Origin of the sequence: Marivita sp., assembly GCF_022763305.1 — a bacterium.
GTDB lineage: Bacteria > Pseudomonadota > Alphaproteobacteria > Rhodobacterales > Rhodobacteraceae > Marivita.
On record NZ_JALEGT010000033.1, the window covers coordinates 33,102 to 54,443 of the forward strand.

General features: G+C 60.5%; 23 protein-coding genes. 8 read left to right on the top strand and 15 right to left on the bottom strand.

Annotation, left to right across the window (positions count from 1 at the left end; translation table 11 throughout):
* Positions 1 to 31 precede the first annotated feature (31 nt).
* The 5 genes from MRY75_RS05605 (at position 32) to MRY75_RS05625 (ending at position 5,506) form a co-directional block, all read left to right on the top strand.
* Positions 32 to 1,561, top strand: a complete 1,530-nt coding sequence (locus tag MRY75_RS05605; protein ID WP_292306158.1) for an ABC transporter substrate-binding protein — start codon at positions 32 to 34, stop codon at positions 1,559 to 1,561.
* 96 nt (positions 1,562 to 1,657) lie between these two features.
* Entirely contained in the window at positions 1,658 to 2,611 is a 954-nt protein-coding gene (locus MRY75_RS05610; RefSeq protein ID WP_292306159.1) for an ABC transporter permease, read from the top strand.
* Positions 2,612 to 2,620: 9 nt separating this feature from the next.
* Positions 2,621 to 3,520, top strand: coding sequence for an ABC transporter permease (locus MRY75_RS05615; RefSeq protein WP_292306160.1), 900 nt, complete (start codon positions 2,621 to 2,623; stop codon positions 3,518 to 3,520).
* A 5-nt stretch (positions 3,521 to 3,525) separates the two neighbouring features.
* Positions 3,526 to 4,533, top strand: a complete 1,008-nt coding sequence (locus MRY75_RS05620; protein WP_292306161.1) for an ABC transporter ATP-binding protein — start codon at positions 3,526 to 3,528, stop codon at positions 4,531 to 4,533.
* Entirely contained in the window at positions 4,526 to 5,506 is a 981-nt protein-coding gene (locus tag MRY75_RS05625; protein WP_292306162.1) for an ABC transporter ATP-binding protein, read from the top strand. Before MRY75_RS05620 ends, MRY75_RS05625 begins: the two co-directional genes overlap by 8 nt.
* Before the next feature lie 297 nt (positions 5,507 to 5,803).
* Here MRY75_RS05625 and MRY75_RS05630 read toward each other — a convergent pair whose 3' ends face one another.
* The gene (locus MRY75_RS05630; RefSeq protein WP_292306163.1) at positions 5,804 to 6,958 is read right to left on the bottom strand and encodes an SRPBCC family protein; all 1,155 of its coding nucleotides are present in this window, start codon (positions 6,956 to 6,958) and stop codon (positions 5,804 to 5,806) included.
* 172 nt (positions 6,959 to 7,130) lie between these two features.
* Here MRY75_RS05630 and MRY75_RS05635 point away from each other — a divergent pair, with 172 nt between their 5' ends.
* Entirely contained in the window at positions 7,131 to 7,748 is a 618-nt protein-coding gene (locus tag MRY75_RS05635) for a TetR/AcrR family transcriptional regulator (RefSeq protein ID WP_292306164.1), read from the top strand.
* A gap of 12 nt (positions 7,749 to 7,760) precedes the next feature.
* Here MRY75_RS05635 and MRY75_RS05640 read toward each other — a convergent pair whose 3' ends face one another.
* Positions 7,761 to 8,711: a nitronate monooxygenase gene (locus tag MRY75_RS05640; protein WP_292306165.1), complete on the bottom strand. Its 951-nt coding sequence runs from the start codon at positions 8,709 to 8,711 to the stop codon at positions 7,761 to 7,763.
* A 69-nt stretch (positions 8,712 to 8,780) separates the two neighbouring features.
* Positions 8,781 to 10,301: an AMP-binding protein gene (locus MRY75_RS05645; RefSeq protein WP_292306166.1), complete on the bottom strand. Its 1,521-nt coding sequence runs from the start codon at positions 10,299 to 10,301 to the stop codon at positions 8,781 to 8,783.
* A gap of 255 nt (positions 10,302 to 10,556) precedes the next feature.
* Between MRY75_RS05645 and MRY75_RS05650 the strand changes: the two genes are divergently transcribed.
* Complete coding sequence (locus MRY75_RS05650) at positions 10,557 to 12,368, top strand: AMP-binding protein (RefSeq protein ID WP_292306167.1); 1,812 nt, start codon at positions 10,557 to 10,559, stop codon at positions 12,366 to 12,368.
* A 601-nt stretch (positions 12,369 to 12,969) separates the two neighbouring features.
* On the opposite strand, the gene MRY75_RS05655 is transcribed toward MRY75_RS05650, so the two are convergent.
* The gene (locus MRY75_RS05655; protein ID WP_292306168.1) at positions 12,970 to 13,446 is read right to left on the bottom strand and encodes a tetratricopeptide repeat protein; all 477 of its coding nucleotides are present in this window, start codon (positions 13,444 to 13,446) and stop codon (positions 12,970 to 12,972) included.
* Between MRY75_RS05655 and MRY75_RS05660 the strand changes: the two genes are divergently transcribed.
* Positions 13,432 to 14,742 (top strand): cytochrome c peroxidase, encoded by a 1,311-nt coding sequence (locus MRY75_RS05660; RefSeq protein WP_292306169.1) that lies wholly within the window; start codon positions 13,432 to 13,434, stop codon positions 14,740 to 14,742. The two genes, MRY75_RS05655 and MRY75_RS05660, sit on opposite strands and share 15 nt — an antisense overlap.
* A 24-nt stretch (positions 14,743 to 14,766) precedes the next feature.
* On the opposite strand, the gene MRY75_RS05665 is transcribed toward MRY75_RS05660, so the two are convergent.
* The 11 genes from MRY75_RS05665 to MRY75_RS05715 all read right to left on the bottom strand — a co-directional run bounded on the left by MRY75_RS05665 (position 14,767) and on the right by MRY75_RS05715 (position 21,094).
* Positions 14,767 to 15,225, bottom strand: coding sequence for an NUDIX domain-containing protein (locus MRY75_RS05665; RefSeq protein WP_292306170.1), 459 nt, complete (start codon positions 15,223 to 15,225; stop codon positions 14,767 to 14,769).
* Between the two features lie 98 nt (positions 15,226 to 15,323).
* Positions 15,324 to 15,935 carry an urease accessory protein UreG gene (gene ureG, locus MRY75_RS05670; RefSeq protein WP_292306171.1) on the bottom strand — a complete coding sequence of 204 codons (612 nt, stop codon included), beginning with the start codon at positions 15,933 to 15,935 and terminating at the stop codon, positions 15,324 to 15,326.
* Entirely contained in the window at positions 15,932 to 16,582 is a 651-nt protein-coding gene (locus MRY75_RS05675; protein WP_292306172.1) for an urease accessory UreF family protein, read from the bottom strand. The genes ureG and MRY75_RS05675 overlap by 4 nt, the downstream gene beginning before the upstream one ends.
* Positions 16,554 to 17,006, bottom strand: coding sequence for an urease accessory protein UreE (locus MRY75_RS05680; protein WP_292306173.1), 453 nt, complete (start codon positions 17,004 to 17,006; stop codon positions 16,554 to 16,556). Before MRY75_RS05680 ends, MRY75_RS05675 begins: the two co-directional genes overlap by 29 nt.
* Positions 17,007 to 17,028: 22 nt before the next feature.
* Positions 17,029 to 17,226, bottom strand: a complete 198-nt coding sequence (locus MRY75_RS05685; protein ID WP_292306174.1) for a hypothetical protein — start codon at positions 17,224 to 17,226, stop codon at positions 17,029 to 17,031.
* 138 nt (positions 17,227 to 17,364) lie between these two features.
* Entirely contained in the window at positions 17,365 to 19,125 is a 1,761-nt protein-coding gene (gene ureC, locus MRY75_RS05690; RefSeq protein WP_292306175.1) for an urease subunit alpha, read from the bottom strand.
* Position 19,126: 1 nt separating this feature from the next.
* Positions 19,127 to 19,441, bottom strand: coding sequence for an antifreeze protein (locus tag MRY75_RS05695; RefSeq protein WP_292306176.1), 315 nt, complete (start codon positions 19,439 to 19,441; stop codon positions 19,127 to 19,129).
* The gene (locus MRY75_RS05700) at positions 19,441 to 19,746 is read right to left on the bottom strand and encodes an urease subunit beta (protein WP_292064052.1); all 306 of its coding nucleotides are present in this window, start codon (positions 19,744 to 19,746) and stop codon (positions 19,441 to 19,443) included. Before MRY75_RS05700 ends, MRY75_RS05695 begins: the two co-directional genes overlap by 1 nt.
* On the bottom strand, positions 19,743 to 19,922 hold the full coding sequence (locus MRY75_RS05705) for a hypothetical protein (RefSeq protein WP_292306177.1): 180 nt from the start codon (positions 19,920 to 19,922) through the stop codon (positions 19,743 to 19,745). The genes MRY75_RS05700 and MRY75_RS05705 overlap by 4 nt, the downstream gene beginning before the upstream one ends.
* A 41-nt stretch (positions 19,923 to 19,963) precedes the next feature.
* Positions 19,964 to 20,266, bottom strand: a complete 303-nt coding sequence (locus MRY75_RS05710) for an urease subunit gamma (RefSeq protein ID WP_085637600.1) — start codon at positions 20,264 to 20,266, stop codon at positions 19,964 to 19,966.
* Between the two features lie 3 nt (positions 20,267 to 20,269).
* The gene (locus tag MRY75_RS05715) at positions 20,270 to 21,094 is read right to left on the bottom strand and encodes an urease accessory protein UreD (RefSeq protein WP_292306178.1); all 825 of its coding nucleotides are present in this window, start codon (positions 21,092 to 21,094) and stop codon (positions 20,270 to 20,272) included.
* Positions 21,095 to 21,342: the final 248 nt, after the last annotated feature.

The window sequence follows — 21,342 nt, forward strand, 5'->3', positions numbered from 1 at the left end:
CCGAGGACGACACAATGGGAGGAGACCCACAATGAATGCGAAGTACCGAAATATGTTCGGTGCGCTGGTCACTGCTACGGCGCTGACCTTCGGCGCCGAGGCCAATGCCAATGGCGGCACTCTGACGGTTGGCTATGACAGCCAGCCCAACTCGCTTGACGCGCAGATGTCGACAACGCTTTACACCCGCGAACTGAGCCGGACCTTTTACGAAACGCTGGTCACGCTGAACGGAGACTACCAGCCGGTCCCGTACCTCGCGGAGAGCATCGAGACCAGCGACGACCGCAAGACCATTACCTTCAAGCTGCGCCAGGGCGTGATGTTCCACGACGGGACGGAAATGACCGCCGAGGACGTGGTTGCTTCGATGAACCGTTGGACGCAAGTCAACTCGCGTGCGCGTGGTTTCTTTGAGGGAAGCACCTTCGAGGCGTCGGACGACTACACCGTCGTGCTGACCATGCCCGAAGCCAAGGTCGACACGCTGCACGTGCTGGCATCTTGGAACACCGCTGTCATCATGCCGAAATCAGTGGTCGATGCGGCTGATGAAAAGGGCGTGAAGGACTATGTCGGCACCGGCCCTTTCAAGTTCGTGGACTGGAAGCAGGATCAATACGTGCACATCGTCAAGAACGAGGCTTATCAGGCGCATGACGCCCCCGCCTCTGGCTTTGCCGGCAAGAAAGAGGCGCTGGTTGACGAGATCTATTTCAACTTCGTCAAGGACACGGCCACCCGTGCGGCGGGCCTTCAAAGCGGTCAGTATGACATCGCCATGCGCATGTCGACGGACGATTTCGACCGCTTCGCCAACGATCCGAACATGGGGATCGCCAAAAGCTATCTCGGCTTCCTGATGATGAACTACAACAAGCAGGAAGGCGTGTTTGCGGACGTCAAGATGCGCCAAGCGGTCAATACGGGCATCAACCACGAGGAAATCCTGTTGGGCGCCTATGCCAACCCCGAATTCTTCGAACTCAATTCCTGCTACAACCTGCCGGATCAAGCGGATTGGTATACCGAGGCGGGCTCGCAGTATTCCAACCAGAACGATCAGGAAAAGGCCAAGGCGATGCTTGCCGAGGCAGGGTACAACGGTGAGGAAGTGATCCTGCTTACCGCCAGTGTTCCGGAATTCCAGAACGCCGCGCTGATCATCCAGGCGCAGCTTCAGGGGCTTGGCATGAATGCCAAGGTCGAAGCCTACGACTTTGCCACCTATGCGCAGAAGCGTCTCGAGCCGAGCAACTGGAGCATCACGGTGCAGCCCTTCTCGCTGAACCCGATCCCGACACAGTGGATCTTCTTCAACCCCAAATCCTGGGGCTGGACCGATGACAAGGAACTACTGGACCTTGTCGCGCAGATGCAAAACGGCTCGGCAGAAGAGGCCAAGGCGCTTTGGCCCGCGGCGCATGAACGGTCTTGGGAATACCTTCCGATCACCAAGATCGGCGACACCTACGGCTACTCTGCCTTCAACAAGAGTACGGTACAGGGGTTCTCGACCTTCGATCAGGGCATCTTCTGGAATGTGAGCGTTTCCCAATAAGCGCTTTGACCCTTGGCGTGCCGCAGCGGTGCATCGTCTGCGGCATGTCCATTTTGGCACCCTGCCGCCCCCCTTCAGAGAGCAAGAGCCCGGCCCATGAAATCCTATCTGATCAAGCGCTTGCTCTCTGTTGTGCCAGTGCTCTTCATCGTCTCGACCATCGTTTTCCTGATCCTCTACCTGACGCCGGGCGACCCCGCGATCGTGATCCTTGGCGAGGAAGCCTCACAGGAACAGGTGGATAACCTGCGCGAACAGCTGGGCCTGAACAGGCCAATGGTCGAGCAGTATTTCAGTTGGATCGGCAACGCGCTACGCGGCGATCTGGGGGAATCCTTCTACATGAATGAAACGGTGATGGGCGCGATCCTGTCGCATCTTGGGCCGACCATTTCGTTGGGCATTCTGGCCGAATTGATCGCGCTGGTGCTGGCCATCCCGATGGGCATCATCGCGGCCCGGCACAAAGGCACTGCGACCGACCAATCCGTGATGGCGTTTTCCCTACTGGGCATGTCGATCCCGAATTTCCTGCTCAGCCTGTTCCTGATCCTGATCTTCTCCGTCACCCTGCGTTGGCTTCCCGTCGCGGGATATCAGCCGCTCAGCGCCGGGCTGTGGGAGCATTTGAAATTCCTGATCCTGCCCGCTTTTGCCCTGGGAACGGCACATGCTGCGCTGATTGCCCGCATGACCCGCTCGGCCATGCTGGAAGTTCTGAATGCCAACTACATCAAGACCGCACGCGCCAAGGGGGTCAAGGAGCGCTGGGTCATCTACAAGCACGCCCTCCGCAACGCCTTTCTGCCCATCCTTACTGTCATGGGACAAAGCTTCCTGTCGCTGATGGGCGGCACGGCGATCGTCGAGACAATCTTTTCCATTCCCGGCATCGGGCAGTTGATCGTCAACGCCGTGATGCGTCGAGACTATGCCGTTGTGCAAGGCGCTGTCCTGTATGTGACCTTCGCCTTCGTCTTCATCAATCTCGCAGTCGATATGCTGTACGGCATCGTCAATCCGCAAGTCCGTCTGGACAGCAAGAAATAGGGCGCCCGGATGACTGACATGACCCAGGATATCGACCTTCAACAGGTCAAAAAGGCCCTCAAGAAGGAACAGAACCGCATCCTGATGCAGCAGGTTCTGGCCAACCGCTCGCTGGTGATCGGCTTTGTCATCATCGCGCTTCTCGTACTGGTCGCGGTGTTTGGCCCCCTGTTTCTGACCTACGACCCCAATCAGATGGACGTAGTCAACCGGCTCAAGGGTCCGTCAGCCGCGCACTGGATGGGAACCGACAACCTTGGCCGCGATGTGCTGAGCCGGATTGTCTACGGTGCGCAAATCTCTATCGGCGTGGGCTTTGCCGTGGCCGTCATCTCAAGCTTCCTTGGCCTGATCGTCGGCATCTATTCCAGCTATTACAAGTGGCTCGACCATGTGCTGATGCGCGTGGCGGATGGCATCATGGCGTTCCCCGGCCTGCTGCTGGCACTTGCCCTGATGGCCGCGCTTGGCGGGCGTGTGTCGAACGTCGTGATCGCAGTAAGCATCGTCGCCACACCCTATATCGCCCGCGTCGTCCGATCAGAGGCGCTGGCTCTGAAGGAACAGACCTTTGTCGAGGCGACCCGCGCCCTCGGGGCATCGAACACCCGGATCATCTGGTTGCATATCGCGCCCAATACCCTGTCGTCGCTGATCGTGCAGGCAACCTTCATCTTTGCCGAGGCGATCATTATCGAGGCGGCACTGAGCTTTCTGGGCGCTGGCGTACCGCCCCCAGCACCCAGTTGGGGCAACATCCTGTCCGACGGCAAGACCTATATTTTCAAGGCCTGGTGGATGACCTTCTTCCCGGGGATGACGATCGTTCTGGCGATCATCGGGCTGAACCTGTTCGGCGACGGCTTGCGCGACTTGCTCGACCCGCATTCAAGCCGGGGCAAGAAATGAAGGACATGACGATGCAGGCTAAGCCCGTGCTGGAGGTCAAAAACCTCAGGACAAGTTTCCGAACCGAACGCGGCAAGGTAACGGCCGTTGACGGCGTGTCCTTTTCGCTTGGCAAGGGCGAGGTTCTTGGTGTCGTGGGCGAATCCGGCTGCGGCAAGAGCGCGACCGCACAATCGATCCTGCGGCTCTTTGATGAAACCTACACGACCCACGAGGGCGAAGTCTGGTTTGAAGGTCAGGACCTGCTCTCGCTGCCGGCTGCCGCCATGCACTCCGTGCGCGGCAACCATATCTCGATGATCTTTCAGGATCCCCTGAGTTCGCTGAACCCGGTCTACACCATCGGCAACCAGATCGCCGAGGCGATCCTCATCCACAAGAACGTCTCGCGGCGCGAGGCGAATGCCCGCGTTCTGGAGTTGCTCAAACTGACCGGTATCCCCGCCCCCGAAAAGCGTATGGGCGAGTACCCGCACGAACTGTCCGGCGGGATGCGACAGCGGGTGATGATCGCCATGGCGCTGGCCTGTGAATCCAAGGTGCTGATCGCCGATGAACCGACCACGGCGCTGGACGTGACCATTCAGGCGCAGATCATGGCGCTGATGGAGGACCTCAACGAAAAACTGGACATGGGAATAATCCTGATCACCCATGATCTGGGCGTCGTGGCCGAAGTCTGTTCGCGCGTTGTCGTCATGTATCTGGGCCAGGTCGTCGAAGAAGCGGACGTGGTCAGTCTGTTCGCCCGGCCCTTGCACCCCTACACCCAAGGCCTGATGAAATCGATCGCGCAGATGGATTGCGATCGCTCGCAGCCCTTGCATGTGATCGAGGGCACGGTGCCGTCGCTCCACTCCGTCCCCGCGGGCTGCCGCTTTGCCCCGCGCTGCCCGTTTGCGGATGATCTGTGCCGCACACGCATGCCCGAGCTTGAACAGCACGGTGACAGTCAAAAGGTGCGCTGCTGGCACGCTGAAACGATACTTCGGGAAGGCAATGCAGATGCCTGATACCACACGTGAAGACCGTCCCTTGCTGGATGTCAAAGGGCTCAAGAAATTTTTCCCGGTGCGCGGTGCGCTCGGAACCACGGTGCAGGAGGTCAAGGCCGTCAACGACGTGTCCTTCACCCTGCGGCGGGGTGAGACCTTTGGGATGGTCGGTGAATCCGGTTGCGGGAAAAGCACGCTGGGCCGGACGATCCTACGCCTGACCGAACCGACCGAAGGGGAAGCCCGTTACGAAGGTCAGGACGTCTTTGAAATGGATGAAGCCCAGCTGAAGCGGATGCGGCAGGACATGCAGATGGTCTTCCAGGATCCGTTTTCCTCGCTGAACCCGCGCAAGCGCATCGGCGCGATCCTCGAAGAACCGCTGGTCATCCACGGGATCGGCACCCCGGCGGAACGCACCTCTAAGGTGCTGGATATTCTCACGCGTGTCGGCCTTCAGGCCGAACACTACTATCGCTTTCCACACGAATTCTCGGGCGGGCAACGTCAGCGTATCGGCATTGCCCGTGCCTTGATGGTCAATCCCAAGCTGATCGTGTGCGACGAGCCCGTCTCGGCACTCGATGTGTCAATCCAGTCGCAGATCATCAACCTGCTCAAACAGTTGCAGGCCGAGTTCGGACTGACCTACCTGTTCATCGCCCACGACATCAGCATCGTGCGTTACATATCTGACAGGATCGGGGTCATGTATCTGGGCCGAATGGTCGAACAGGCAGAAACGGATGCCATGTTCGCCGCACCCAAACACCCCTATACTCAGGCGTTGCTGTCGTCGGTGCCGATCACACAGCCCGGCGCACGCAAGGAACGGATTGTGCTGAAAGGCGAAATACCCTCGCCGCTCGACCCGCCAGCAGGTTGCGTATTCCACACGCGTTGCCCCATGGCGACAGACGTCTGCAAGCAGAAGACACCTCAAAGCAAGGAAGTTGCCGCCGGACATCATGTTGCCTGCCATCTATACTGAAAGCGCGGTTGGATTCTTGATGCGTGCCGACCCCACGGCACGCTCCGGGTGATTTGCGCGGTTGTGGCGCCTTGCGTTTGCAAAGTCGCAAGGCAGCTTCAAGATGACTTCGTCACGTTCGACGGGGCAACCGTCATGCGCTTTACGTGCAAAACGCGGATAGCACACGATGCAAGCCGCTTTTGAATTTGCGTTGGCATCAAACGGCTCGTGCAGCGGGGCAGCGATGATGCGCGACGAACGCTGCCCCGAGATCCTTGTGTCTGCCGCCGCTTGCTGTCTTTCAGAGCAGACGCATTAGAACGCAAGCTTGCCCTGCAATGCTGCATCGATTGCCTTCTGGCCAAAGTGAAGTCCGCATTCGAATTTACCGAAAACGAATTGGCTGTTCGCGCCGGAATTCAGACCCTTCTGGATGCCCTCGCCAATCACGAAATCCTCTTCGAACACCGTGCGGATCAGGTCGTAGTTCTTGGTGTAATACCGGATCGCCTTTTCCGATTTGGGCTCTTCCGGCGTCAGCATCATGCATTGGAAGACACATGTTCCCGGACCGGTCGGGATCACAAAATGGATGTAGACGTGATCATTCTGGACCTGCACGAAATTGGCAGGGAACAGATAATTCTGGGTCATGAAGTACTTCCGGTACTCCCATTCCTCTTCAGGTTTGTCGCGCAGTTCCTCGATATTGGGCTGCGGCAAGGCATGGCGCACGTGCGGGTCGAAATTCAGATGGACGCTCTGGTTGTCCAGGTACCCCGCGCACGCGGTGTCGCGATGGGCGTGGCAGAAGTGGTAGCTCTCTTGGAACCCTTCCAGCAGAATGCGCCAGTTCATCTTCTTATGCAGTTCCCATTTGCGGAAGACGAAGTTGTTGCCAAGGTCGAGACCGTTCACCTGTTCGGCCATGGGCGCAAGCCATGCGTCGATATCCACCTCGTGGTCGGGAACGGACGGCATGACCCAGATCAGTCCGAAGCGCTCCCATGCCGGCAAAGATACCAGACCCAGTTCGGAGCGGTCGACACCTTCAAACCCTTCGGGCTGCGGGAGTCCGCGAAGCTTGCCGTCCAACCCGTAGGTCCATGAGTGGTAAGGACAGGAGAAGGTACGCGCCTTTCCGCAGGGTTTGTTTTCGACACGCGCTCCGCGATGGCGGCAGACATTCAGGAATGCCTTGACCTCGCCGTCTTGGGCCCGTGTCACGAGGATCGGCACGCCGGTCGTGTCATGCGTGAAGAAATCACCCGGCTCGGCGAGGTCAGACACATGGCCAAGGATCAGGGGAAACTTGCGAAAGAGGGTGTCGATTTCCATCTGCACACGCTCTGCCGAATTGTACCGCTCGATCGGATTTTCCATGACCTCCGGAAGCATATGCGTCGTCTTGTTTTCCACCATCTTGAAGATGTCGCGAATGATTTCCCGCTCTTGCTGAGTGATTGTCATGGCAGTCCTCCCCGTCAGCTGCGAACCCGTGCGGACCAAGTTCGGTCGGCCGCGTTTATGCAATACCCTAGGGTACTGTTCAATCGCGATTTGGGCCAGTGACAGTGCCTTAGAACTTCACGTCCACCGGGCAACACAGTAAACAATCGCAAGGACATATCGGGAAAACGCAATGACCGGCTCTGCCAAATCACCTGTCCGCCGCCGGCCGACACAGCGGCGCAAGGACAGCCCCCTCACAGAGCAGGACTGGGTGGACGCCGCCGTCAAAATCCTCGGTGACGAGAATGTTCGTGGCATACGCATTGATGCACTCTGCAAGATGTTGGGCGTCACGAAAGGCAGCTTTTACTGGCACTTCGCGACACGGAACGATTTGCTGGTGGCCATGCTGGACCACTGGCGGCGGCGCATGACGATGAATGTCATCCAGTCCGTGTCCAGTTCCGGCGACGATCCCCGTGGCCGGATGAAGCGCCTGTTCACCCTGCCCCGCCGCAAGAACTCGCCTGCTTCGGCACAGGTCGAGACGGCGATCCGTGATTGGGCAAGGCGGGTGGACCTGCCGCGCAAAGCGGTGCACGAGGTTGATCAAATACGCTTCGAATACATCACCAAGCTCTATCGAGACATGGGCTATTCCGATCCCGAGGCCCGCAAGCGCGCATATCTGGCCTATTGCATGCTGATGGGCGACTCGATCCTGCATGGAACGCTTGGTGGAGTGCAGACCGAAGATTTCGCCGAGCAGGCGCTGCGGATCACCACCGCGCCCGATCACTCGGACTGAAACAGGGACGCTTCAGCGAAAGCGGTCTGCCACCGCACGGCCTGCGGCTTGGTATTCCCGCTGGAAACGCTCGACGATTGCAGCGGTCGGCTCGACGCGGTCGATGACACCGCAGCCCTGCCCTGCACTCCAGACGGTCTTCCAAGCTTTTGTTCCCTCGTGCATATCGCCCGAGAAATCGATCTTGGCCTCGCCCTTCATGTCTTCCAGATTCATGCCCGCCGCTTCGATAGAGGCTTTCATCCAGACCCCAAGCGCGCCGGTGATCGCCTTTGAGGTGATCAGGTCCTCGATCCCACTGTTGATCACCATTTGACGGTAGTCGTGGCCGATCAGGTTTTCCTCTGCTGTCAGGAAGCGCGTGCCGACATAGGCCAGATCCGCCCCGAGCGTTTCGACCGCCAGCACCCCCGCGCCGGTGGAAATCCCGCCGCCGACGGCAATGGGCCCGTCAAAGAACTGACGCACCTCATCGAGAAAAGGAGCCATCGCATAATGACCTGTGTGACCGCCAGCGCCGGCGCAAACAAGCACAAGGCCATCGGCACCTTTTTCGACCGCCTTGCGGGCATAGGTGGAGCTGTTCACATCGGCGAAAACGAGGCCTCCGTAGGACTGCACCGCCTCGGTTACACGGTGCGGGCCGCCAAGAGCGGTGATGACGATCTCGGGCTTGAACTCTTGTACCAAAGCGATCTCATCATCGAAACGACCGTAACTGTTATGGGTGATCATGTTGAACGCAAAGGGAAGGCCTTCCGGTCCAAGCTCTTCGTGGATGCGTTCAAACCAACCGCGCAAGTCGTCTATCGTGCGCCCGTTTGGGCCAGGAAACGCCCCCAGAATACCTGCCTTCGCGGATGCGATGACCAGATCAGGGCCGGAGACCAGAAACATCGGTGCTGCGATCATCGGCAGACGCAGCCTCGACTTCAGCGCAGCGATCTTTTCTCTTGCGGTCATGATGGGTCCTTTATCACGCATTCTGGCAGCCGGCGCAGACCTGCGCGGTGCGGAGGTGTTGAAATCGGCTTAGACCTGCTCGGCATCTGCCTGCGCACGGGCGCGTAGCGCGGAACGGTCAACCTTGCCGGCTGGCGTCAGCGGCAACATCTCGAGAACCTCGATCCGATGGGGCATCTTGTAGTCCACGAGATACTGGCGGCACACGCTGCGCAGGTCCTCGTCACTGGCGCTTTGTCCGTCTGCGAAGGTGACATAGGCGACAACGATCTCACCGGCACGCGCGTCCGGTGCGCCAACAACGCTGACCCCCGTAACCGCAGGGTGCGAAAACAGCGCCTCCTCGACCTCACGAGGAAACACGTTGAACCCTTTATGCAGGATCATGTCCTTCTTGCGATCGGTGATGCTCAGGAATCCGTCCTGATCCAGCACGCCGATATCGCCGGTATACACCCAGCCATTGCGCAGAACGATCGCGGTCTCTGCGTCGTTGTTGCAGTAACCGCGCATCATGTGCGGACCTTTGATGCGGATCTCCCCTGCCTCGCCGGCGGGCAAGATGGTCTCACCGTGTTCGAGATCGACAACCTCGATGAAGGTGTCTGGCATCGGCTTCCCGACAGTTCCCGGACGATTTCCGTTGATCTCGGTATTGACCGAAATCGGGGCCATCTCGGTCATGCCATAGCCTTCATAGATGGTCAGGCCCGTCAGGTCCTTCCAGCGACGATGCACTTCCAGTGGGAAAGACGCACCGCCACCGGGGCAGACGCGGAGCGAGCTGATATCCCGCTGCTTCAGCTTGGAGTCGGCCATCATCGCCTGATAAATCGCCGGAGGTCCGCCGCCGAGCACAGTTACTTTCTCGTTTTCGATCTGGTCCAGAACCGCTGCAGGATGGAATCCGTCCGGCACGATGGATCCGCCACCGCATTGAAGCGGCGAGCAAATCCCGGCTAAATAGCCGTAGATGTGACTGAACGGCGCAATGGGCAGAAAGATCTCGCCGTCGCGCAATGGCCATCCGCACTGCATGCGTGCGCCGGCGGAAATCACCTGCTGCTGGGAATAGAGGATGCGTTTGGGCGTGCCTGTTGTGCCACCCGAAAAAAAGTATGTGGACGGAGCATCACCCGCGCCGCAGCGGCTATGAGCATTCGTTTCGGTTTGGATCCAGTCCCTGAGCGTGGCCGCATCTATGATCCGCGCATCGGGCGCGAAATCCAGTTCGTGATCCGACAGAATCAAGGCAGGGCCAAGATCCTCCATGAGCCGCGCACCGGACACGCGGGGCATGGCTGCGTTGAAGAGAGCGGCTCGCCCACCGCTGAACAAAACGCCAAGATATGCTGTCAGGAAGGCCGCGCTGTTGCGCATGAAGATTGCGACGTCTCGGTCTTGAACGTGATCGCCATACATCGCGCCAAAGCCGCGAACCGCGCGCACCATGTCACCCCAGCTGAGCCGAATTGCATTGTCTGCGATCAACAGTCGCTCCGGATGCCGAACTGCACGGTCTTCGAATAGGGCAACAAGATTGTCGGCGGCCTCTACGGACCGCCAGTCCAGGTATTCAGTCGATGACATGCAGGTCTCCTCCACCGCGGTCAGAAACTACGTGATTTCAGTCTGAATTCGCAATACCAAAAGGTATGTTTGATTGTCGCGAAAACGGAAGAGAGCCAACTGTTTTCTTGGCGCGACATCAAGCCAATGCAAGTCCGACAGTCCAGAGGTCTGGACCGGATACGAACTGACAGAAGAAAAAAGGACCCGGATGTGAGCGACACCAACCTCAAACCCGCAGCCGCACAATCCGATGAATCACGAGCTCCGTTGGACATGAAGATCAGAACACTGTCAGACATCGAGCGCCTCGAAACAGCGGGATTTGACAAGATCTATCCTCAGAAAACCCCGTGGGACATCCTTCGGACACAGGCTGCACTGCGCCCCGATGCAACGGCCCTGCGGTATCTTCGCGATGCGAACGATCCGGCGTCGGACGAGATCGTGACCTTTTCGGAGTTCGCAAAACAGATCATGGGCGCGGCGCGTCTGTTCCGAAGAAACGGGGTCGCAGCGGACCGCTCTATCGCTATCCTCACGCAACACACACCCGCGGCCCAGGCCGCCTTGTGGGGCGCACAGATCGCCGGCCGCGCATGTCCGATCAATCCGATGTTGAAACCCGATCACATCGCCGGGCTGATCCGGGCGTCGAATGCGGCAGCAGTGGTCGCCATGGGCGCGAATTCCGAACTCGATTACTGGAGCACCCTCATTCCGGCGCTGCGGGCCGAAGGGATCGACCTGCCGATCTTTGCGTGCGATGTGGATGGACCATGCCCTGATGCGGATGGTGTGTTCGAGGAACTGATTGCGAAACCCGGTGCGGAGATCACACCGGACGGGGACGAAAACGTCATCGCTGCGTATTATCACACGGGCGGCACGACCGGCGCCCCAAAACTGGTGCAACATACGCGGCTGAACGAAAGCCACGTCGCGCGGTCCTGCGCACTCATGCACGATTTCGGACCAGACGACGTGATGGTGAACGGCTTTCCCCTGTTCCATGTCGCCGGTGCATTTGTTTTCGGCTTGTCTGCCCTATCGGCGGGCGGAAGCCTCGTCATTCCGGGCCGATTGGGCATGCGCAACCCCGCATTCATGCGTGGGATCTGGGCGCACGTCGAGCGTCTCGGGATCACCAGCATCGGCGCGGTGCCAACCGTTCTGGCCGCTTTGAAAGGAACGCCCGTCGATGCCGATATCTCATCGCTCCGATGGCTGCTGACCGGTGGATCGCCCCTACCCACGGAACTGGCGGACGCCGCCGAGGCCCATACCGGCGTTCCCGTTCGCAACATCCTTGGAATGACCGAGAGCGCAGGCACGATGGCAGTCGAGCCGGTTCACGGCCCTCGCACCCCCCTGTCCTGCGGGCTACGTCTGCCCTTCACCGAGATTGCCGTCCTTGGCGAAACCGATGGTGCCGCCGACCCTGCCAAACAGCTCCCTCGCGGCGAGACCGGTATCATCGCGCAAAGAGGCCCCAACGTTGCCGCCGGCTACACCGATGCCACGCGCAATGCAGGCACGTTCCTGCCGGGTGGATGGCTTGTATCGGGCGATCTGGGCATGATGGATGCAAAGGGTCGCCTATTCATCACCGGGCGGAAGAAGGACGTGATCATTCGCGGAGCGCACAACATCGACCCGCAAATGATCGAAGACGCGCTGCTCGCGCATCCGAATATCGAGAACGCCGCAGCCGTCGGCATGCCCGATGCCTACGCAGGCGAGCTTCCGGTCGCTTTCATCTCGACCCGCAATGGATGGGTGCCGGAGGGGTCGGAGTTGGACGATTTCCTGCAAGAACGGATCGCAGACCCCACCGCGCTCCCGAAAAGGATCGATGTCCTGGACGCGCTGCCGCTGACACCGATCGGCAAGATTTTCAAACCCGATCTGCGCGCAATCGCGATCCGCTGGGCGATTGAACTGGCCGCAGAGAAACTCGGGATTCGAACCGAGCTTTCGATAAATGAGCGGCTCTCAGTACTTGTGCGCACGGATGAACAGGACACGGCACGGCTCAAGGACGCACTGTCGGGTATGCCGATTGACATACGCGTGGAAAGCTTCTGACGCTGAGGCTGCTTTTTCAGAGTTGATCGGCTCCGAGACCTTTGGTCTGCGCAAGCAAACAGACCTTCATGGCCCTCTGCTGACTGACTGGAGACTGCTGAATGAAGAGCAAGCGGGCCATTGCGGGACGCGTGCTCCTTGTCCGCGATGGTGATCCTGCAAAACCTGCCTCCGGCGTTATCGCAACCCGCAACCCGGTGAGTCGTGTGCTGACCCTTCACCGCACCCTTCAAGAAACGCGCATCTGGGTCCAAGCGGCAAAACGCTTCAGATCAAGCGGTGCATCAGTCTCTTGAACATCACCGGCCCGATCTTGCGATCCTCGACGGTCCGTCGCTTGCGCCATTTCGCGACCGTTTTGGGATTGATCCCGAGCCCCCGGCTCAATGTCGCGAGCGAAACTTACGATCAAACACATAGACAAACGCCCAATTGCCTACATGTCTGATAGAGAGAACCATGTCGCACCTCTAACTCGGCTAAAATACGTCAATGTTTGAGTTCAGAATGGCATCAATCAATCATGCGTGATGGTGAATCGATTTGTAATCTGACCCGCCACACTCCTGCCACTTGCCCCTGCTAGAGCGATCCGCAACATTTACCGAAACGGGTAGAGCCAGACCCTGTAGTCATCCACGAGCTGTTGCGCATGTTCGATCTGATCCGGCGTCATCTTCTTGACCACTTCTTCGACCGAAATGGCCGCGTCGGGGTCTCCGCCGATGGTGCTGAGCTGGTACCACAGGAACGCGCGGACGAGGTCCGGGGCGGGCAGGCCGAGGCCCGTTTCATAGTACCAGCCGACACCCGATTGCGCGCCCGCGTGGCCCTTCATGGCCGACCGCAGATACCAGTCGAAGGCGCGGACATAGTCCTGCTCGACGCCCAGACCCAGCGCGTACATTACGCCGATCAGTTCCTCGGCCTCGGCATTGCCCGACCGCGCGGCTGGCCAGAGCGCCTCGCGGGCCTCTGCAAAACGCCCCTCTTCCATCAGGTCGCGCGCGTCTTCGATGTCGGCACGGGCCGGGAGCGCCAGAACAAGGCAGAGCGCAATCCAGTGGGTCAGCTTCATCTCGGTCTGCTCGTATGTCTGTCTCTGACCGCGACGCCGCTCGCGGCACAGCCGATCACGGAAGAGGATTTCATCCCCTTCGATGCCGATCAGGCCCGTCTCGGTCAACTGCTGTTTTACGACAAGATCCTGAGCGGGAACAGGAATATCTCGTGCGGGACCTGCCATCACCACGATCTTGCTGGCACGGATGGTCTTTCGCTGGGCATCGGTGAAGGCGGCGTGGGCCTTGGCCCCAAGCGCACGCCGGGCGAAGGATCCGACCGGATCGCGAAACGGATCCCGCGCAATGCGCCCGCGCTCTGGAACCTCGGGCACAAGGACGTTCGGGTGCTCTTTCATGACGGGCGGCTCGAGATCTCGGACATCTATGGCAACGGGTTCGACAGCCCGGCCGAGGAGTGGTTGCCCCAGGGACTGGAGTCGATAATCGCTGCGCAGGCGCTGTTTCCGATGACGGCGCAGTTCGAGATGGCCGGCAATACCGGCGAGAACGAAGTGATCGGCGCGGTCAAGGATCGGATCGACCTTGGCTGGCCCATTCTGGCCAAACGCGTGCGTACGATCCCGGCCTATGGCGAGATGTTCGTTGCGGCCTTCGACCATATCGAGCGGCCGGAGGACGTGACCATTGTCGAGATCGGCAATGCTCTGGCCGCGTTCATCGGAACGGAATGGGCGAATTTCGACAGCCCATATGATGCGTTCCTGACCGATGGCACCCCACTGCCGGAGGATGCGGAACGCGGGCGTCAGCTTTTCTTCGGGGAGGCGCGCTGCGCGCAGTGCCACAATGGCCCGCTTCTCAGCGATCAGGATTTCCATGCCATGGCCCTGCCCGCCTTCGGCCCCGGACGGACGCGGCAATGGGACCCGATCCCGCGCGATGTCGGGCGGATGGGGGCGACCGACGATCTGGAGGACGCTTATCGGTTCCGCACGCCCCCTTTGCGCAATGTGGCGCTGACCGCGCCCTATGGCCATAACGGTGCCTATTCCAGCCTGCGGGACATGGTGCGTCACATGGCCGATCCCGTATCGATGCGATCAGATTGGAGTCCCGCGCGGGCGGCCCTGCCCGAGGTGCCCTGGCTGGCGGCAGTGGATTACGTCATCCAGTCCGACCGGTTGGAAATGGAGCGGCATGCCGCGACACTTGATGTGGCTCCTGTCGCGCTCAGCGATGCACAGGTGGACGAAATCGTGGCCTTCCTCAACAGCCTCACCGGTGTCACTGCGCATGAGCGGCCCTTGGGCCGACCCGACCATGTGCCGAGTGGACTGCCCGTGGACTGACCTTCGACTGTCGGTGTGTTCGGCTCACGACGCTTCGAGGAATTGCCGGATCACCGGTTGCCGCGACGGTTTCTTTGCAAGGCTCTTGAGCAATTTGGCCAGCTTCTTTTCATTGACCCGCTTGGCCGCACTCTTGGGGCTGAACCAGCGGCGCTTGCGCTGACGTCGCTCTTTCCAATTGCGTTTGAGATGATCGACCACCATCGGATAAACATCGACTTCACATTTGAGGACCGATCCGTCTGACAGCCGCTTCTTGTAGGTATAGGTGCCGATCACCTCTGTGCCGATATAGCCCACCGCCCCCGCCTCTTCGAGCGCCTCGATCTCGGCGGCATGCCAGGGCTTCTTGCCGTCCATCGTCCACCCTTTCGGCATGATCCACCGGCGGGTTTCCCGGGACGTCACCATCAGAACCTCGAAAGAGCCGTCCTTTTTCCACCGCATGGGAAGGGCGGCGATTTGCTTTCCGATCTCGGGCATGTCGGCCACCACAAGGTATAGGGGTTCATGGGTCTACACTTACAAGATACGCCACGCACATCAGGTCTGTAAATGACCATGCTGTGACGCTACCACAGTTACAGCCCGGACACACGTTTAAGATGATCCAAGACCTCATCCACCCCCTGATCGTGGCGGATGGCGGCAAAGACAAAGGGACGGCCCTCGCGCATCTTGGTGGCGTCGCGATCCATCACCTCGAGCGAGGCCCCGACATGGGGGGCGAGGTCGGTCTTGTTGATCACGAGGATGTCCGACCGGGTCAGTGCAGGCCCGCCCTTGCGGGGAATTTCCTCACCCGCCGCCACGTCGATCACGTAAAGCGTCACATCGGCCAGTTCCGGGCTGAAGGTGGCAGACAGGTTGTCTCCGCCGCTTTCGATCAGTACGACTTCGACATCGGGATGACGTTTGACCATCTCGGCCACGGCAGCAAGGTTGATCGACGCGTCCTCGCGGATCGCGGTGTGCGGGCAGCCACCGGTTTCCACACCGATCACCCGATCCTGCGGCAGGATCTGCATGCGCATCAGCGCCTCGGCGTCTTCCTGCGTGTAGATGTCATTCGTTATGACACCGACGGAATGCGTGTCTTTCAGACGTTTTGCCAAAGCGGCGGTGAGCGAGGTCTTCCCCGCACCCACCGGGCCGCCGATGCCAACTCGAAGGGGTCCGTTGCGGGGGCTCATGTGCGGAAAATCCTTGGGGTGAGGGTTTCGTGACGCATCGCTGCGATGTCGGCAGCAAAGCTCTGACTGGTCAGATCGTCAAGCGTCTGGTCCTCGGTTTGTGCTGCGATGTCGGAACAGAGCGGCGACAGGGCCGCGACGATCCTTTGCGCTTCGGTCTGGCCCAGCGCCATAAGGCGTTGGCAGGCGGCGACCACGGCAGCGACCCAGGCGTGCAGGTACATCTGCACCGCCATCGTCAGGGGAAGGTCCAAGTGTCTGATCCCGACGCCCAGCGCCACCGGGTAGGTGAGGTTCGTCACGTCGATGCCCCAATTAGCGCGCAACTGGTCGCAGAAGGCCGAACCCTGCGCGTCGATCTCCAACAGGCGTTCGCGGCTGGGACAGAAGGCGCGCGCGGTCTGGTCGACGTCCCACGGGTCCATCCCGCTGGCCGCCGCACGGATGAGGATCGCATCGCTCACGCCATTGCCCTCGCGCAGCATGTCGGACAGCCAGTCCTCCACGTTGGTGGGTGTCACCAGTTTATCGGCAATCGCCTGCTCCAACCCGCTGGAATAGGCGAAGGCCCCGATAGGGAAACCCGGCGACAGCCATTGCGCCAGCGTCAGGATCGGGTCAGTGGGCGTGCGAATGGGTCCGTCCATGGCCATAGGCTCCTCCCTCCGGGGTGAAAGGTTCCACCACCTCTGTCACATCCGCGCCCAAAAGGTTCAGCATGTCGCGAATGACGTGATCGCGCTGGATCAGCAATCGCATCTCTTCGATCTGGCAGGGGGTGTGGCGGTTGCCGATGTGCCAGGCAAGCCGGTGCAAGGACTTGCCTTTGACTTCCAGCAAGGGTTCCGGGGCGGCAAGGACAGCGATTTCGGACCCGTCTTCCAGAACAAGCACGCCGCCATGGTTGAGCGACGTGGTCTTGGGAAGGTCCACCAGAACTCGGCTGCCATCAACAAGGTCAAGCACCTTGCGACGCAGGAAGCGGTCCTCATAGGTCAATTGGACCTGCCCGACCGGGGTTTGGTGGGCGTGGTCGTGATAGACCTGTGCGATGCGATCGGGGGCCGTCATAGCGCCCCCCGCAGAATGTGCCTTACAGTGCGCCGGTGGACAGGGCCCGCTGGACGAGCTGTGCACGCGTGATGCCCATGGAGGCCAGTTGTTCGTCCGACACGGCGTTCAGACGCTTCACGGTCTGCGCGCGCGACGAATTTTCGCCCATCTGAACAATCGCAGTCCAGATGCGTGCCACAAGCGTGGTGGACGGAACGTGGTCGAGTGTGTGTGCCATGAGACAGGTCCTTGGAAGTGGTCAGACTGTCTCCTCCCTGAAGGTGCAGGTAGCACGGCTGTTCCGGCACCAATAGCACCATGACGGCATGCCGGGATTGCACGGAATGCATATGCGGACCTCTTTGCATCATCGCTGTCAAAAAAGAAAATAGCGCTGCGCCATCGGCAGAACCTCTGCCGGTTCGCAGACCAGCAACTCCCCATCCGCGCGCACCTCGTAGGTTTCGGGGTTCACCTCGACCTTGGGGGTGGCGGTGTTCAGCTTGAGGTCCGACTTGCCGATCCCGCGCGTATTCTGCACCGCGACCGTTTTCTTCGCGATCCCCAGCTTTTCGCCGATCCCATCCGCCTGCGCCGCCTCGGACACGAAGATCACTGCCGAGTTTTCGACGCTGCGCCCATAGGCCCCCCACATGGGCCGCGTATAGACCGGCTGCGGCGTCGGGATCGACGCGTTGGGGTCGCCCATCTGCGCGCAGGCAATCGTACCACCGATCAGGACCATCTCGGGCTTCACGCCAAAGAAGGCCGGATGCCAGAGCACCAGATCGGCGCGCTTGCCTTCTTCGATGCTGCCGATCTCACGGCTGATGCCATGCGCAATCGCCGGGTTGATCGTGTATTTCGCAACATAACGGCGCACACGCATGTTGTCGTTGTCGCCGGTTTCCTCGGGCAACGCGCCGCGCTGCTTCTTCATCTTGTCGGCGGTCTGCCAAGTGCGGATGATCACCTCGCCCACCCTGCCCATCGCCTGACTGTCCGAGGCGATGATGCTGAAAGCGCCCATGTCGTGCAGAATGTCTTCCGCCGCGATGGTCTCGCGCCGGATGCGGCTTTCGGCAAAAGCGATGTCCTCGGGGATGGATTTGTCGAGGTGGTGACAGACCATGAGCATGTCGAGATGCTCTTCCAGCGTGTTCACCGTAAAGGGGCGCGTCGGGTTGGTGGAGGATGGCAGTACATGCTCCTCACCGCAGATCTTGATGATGTCCGGCGCGTGCCCGCCACCGGCCCCTTCGGTGTGGAAGGCGTGGATCGTGCGGCCCTTCATGGCTTTGACGGTGTGTTCGACGAAACCGCTTTCGTTGAGCGTGTCGGTGTGGATCATCACCTGTACGTCCATCGCGTCAGCAACGCTCAGACAGCAGTCGATGGCACCGGGGGTCGTGCCCCAATCCTCGTGCAGTTTGAGCGCGCAGGCGCCCGCCTTGATCTGCTCTTCCAAGGCGGCAGGCAGAGAGGCATTGCCCTTGCCCGCGAAGGCGAGGTTCATCGGGAAGGCATCCGCCGCCTGCAGCATGCGCCCGATGTGCCACGGGCCGGGCGTACAGGTGGTGGCGAGCGTGCCATGTGCGGGGCCGGTGCCGCCGCCCAGCATCGTGGTGAGGCCCGAGTGCAACGCGTCCTCGATCTGCTGCGGGCAGATGTAGTGGATGTGGCTGTCGAACCCGCCTGCGGTGAGGATGCGACCCTCGCCCGCGATGGCTTCTGTGCCCGGTCCGACGATGATGTTCACGCCCGGCTGGGTGTCCGGGTTGCCCGCCTTGCCGATCTTGTAGATGCGCCCGTCGCGCAGCCCGACATCGGCCTTGTAGATGCCAGTATAGTCGACGATAAGCGCGTTGGTGATCACGGTATCCACCGCGCCCTCGGTCCGGGTCGCCTGAGACTGTCCCATGCCGTCGCGGATCACCTTGCCGCCGCCGAACTTGACCTCTTCTCCGTAGACCAGCGCATTTGCACCGCTGCCTCCGGCTGTTGCCGCGCCGACGGCTTCGGCAGTCAGGTCGCGTTCGACCTCGATGATCAGGTCGGTATCGGCCAGCCGCAGCTTGTCGCCCACGGTGGGGCCGAACATGGCGGCGTAATCGGCGCGTTTGATCTGTGCTGGCATATCAGGCCCTTTTCAGTCCGCGTTTAGTGAGGCGTTTGTGATTGGAGCGGGTGGCTTGCCGGATCGGTTTGATCGCGAGGGACGCCACCACATCGGGGCTTTTCCCGGCCAGCATGGCCAAAGACGCATCCGTCCCCCCTTTCGCAAAGGCAAAGATCTTTTCGTTCAGCATCCGGCTGTTTTCGGACTTGGGCACTGACCAGAGACCCATTGCCCCCATCATGCGCATGGCGATCACGCCCTGCGCTTCGGCGATGACCCAACCCACCTGCATGGCATTGGCCCAGTAATCCATCGGAGTGAACAGCCGACCCATCAGAGGTCCCCCATGACCTGCTGGTTGAATCCGATCACCCGGCGCGCGCCAGAGAGCGGGATCAACTGCACTTCGCGCCTCTGGCCTGGCTCAAACCGCACAGCGGTGCCCGGCGCGATGTCGAGCCTGTGTCCCCGCGCAGCGTCGCGGTCGAAATCGAGTGCCGGGTTGGTTTCGGCGAAATGGTAATGGCTGCCGACCTGCACAGGGCGGTCGCCCGTGTTGGCCACCATCAGCGTGATCGCCGGGCGGTCGGGGTTCAGGGTCAGCGACCCTTCGGCCGGGAACAGCTCTCCGGGGATCATTTGCGGTTCCGGATTTTGCCAAAGGCCAGCCCGCCTGCAACGGCGATCAGACCCAGAGCACTGACAATCGCCAGCCAATGCGCGCCATCATGCGGGTGCACATGGGCGCCGGGATGCGCCAGTGCGGAAGTTGCCAGAACCATCGACGCCGCCGCCAAAGCCAGACCTTTTTTCATCTCGAAATCCTTTCGCTTCTTCTTTTCAAAAATACGCAAAGTCACCGGATCGGATTGTGCACCGTCACCAGTTTGGTGCCGTCCGGAAACGTCGCTTCGACCTGCACCTCGTGGATCATCTCGGGCACGCCTTCCATGCACTGATCGCGGGTGATGACCTGCGCGCCCGCCTGCATCATGTCGGCCACGCTGCGCCCGTCGCGCGCGCCTTCGACCACCGCATCGGTGATCAGCGCAATCGCTTCGGGGTGGTTGAGCTTCACACCCCTTTCGAGGCGTTTGCGCGCGACCATGGCAGCCATGGCGACCAGCAGCTTGTCTTTTTCGCGGGGGGTCAGGTTCATGTCTTACAGTCTCCAGGATCGCGGCAGGGCGTCACCGCTCAGCCGATCAAGAACAGGAATGAGAGTGCGGCGCAGGTCGTAGCCGTCTTTCGCCAGTGCGCGGAGGACCAGAACGCCGTCCTGCACAAGCGACACACCTGCGGTTGACGGCAGCATGGCACGGATCGGACCTAGATGCGCCTCGGCCTCGGGGGCAGCGAAAACGACTAGAGCCATTGCACGGGCACCGCCGCCCAGCGCGGGTTTGTCGAGGATCGCCGTGATGTCGCCATTCAGGGTGCTGGCATCGCGGAAGACCAGTGCGCCGTCACGCTCCAGCGTCAGGCTGTCGGCAAAGCGGGCCTGCGTGACGACTTCGCCCATCGCGAGGCGGCCAAAGAGGACGGGTTCGACGACCAGCACGCGGGCATCGGACGCCATCCTGATGGTCAGCGACCGGCGCAGCGCGCCGTTCTGAAACAGAATGGTTTCCTGCGGCAACCAATCAACGCGTCCACCGGCTTCGACCGTTACGATGTTGCGCACCCGTGCGTTGGTGTCGTCGGCGGTGCGGTAGACCCGTTCGGCGGCCTGCGTCGTCAGGCGCAGCCGTGCGCCTGTCTGGGCCGTCGCCGCGATGGACAGGGTGTCGCCCCCTGTCAGGCCACCAGAGGTGTTGAGGATCACGCCTTCGACCGCATCGCGGGCCGGGGTCATCAGGATCTTGGCGGACCCGGTCTGGTGCAGATCGGCCAACGCCGACACCCCGTCGCCCCGCGCCTTGGCGGCGATGGTCAGCTTGCCATGAGAACGCGGCGGCAAGGTGGTGAGGGCGGTCAGGTGAGTCATCTTGGCGGAACGCTAGCAATCGGTGTGACCCGAGTTCCAACGCATTTCTTGGCCACGCACCACAACTGAGCGAAAGCACCGCAGAAAGCGGCCAGCATCAAAACGCTGCGCCCAATAAACGGGCAGTCAGGTCATAAATGGCGTTAAATTCATCATATACTCATGCGCCTGAATTGACCTGATGTCGTTTCAGACGATTTTGTATTTTTCTAGGGATACGACGCGGAAGTTGTCGGTTACGGTATCGC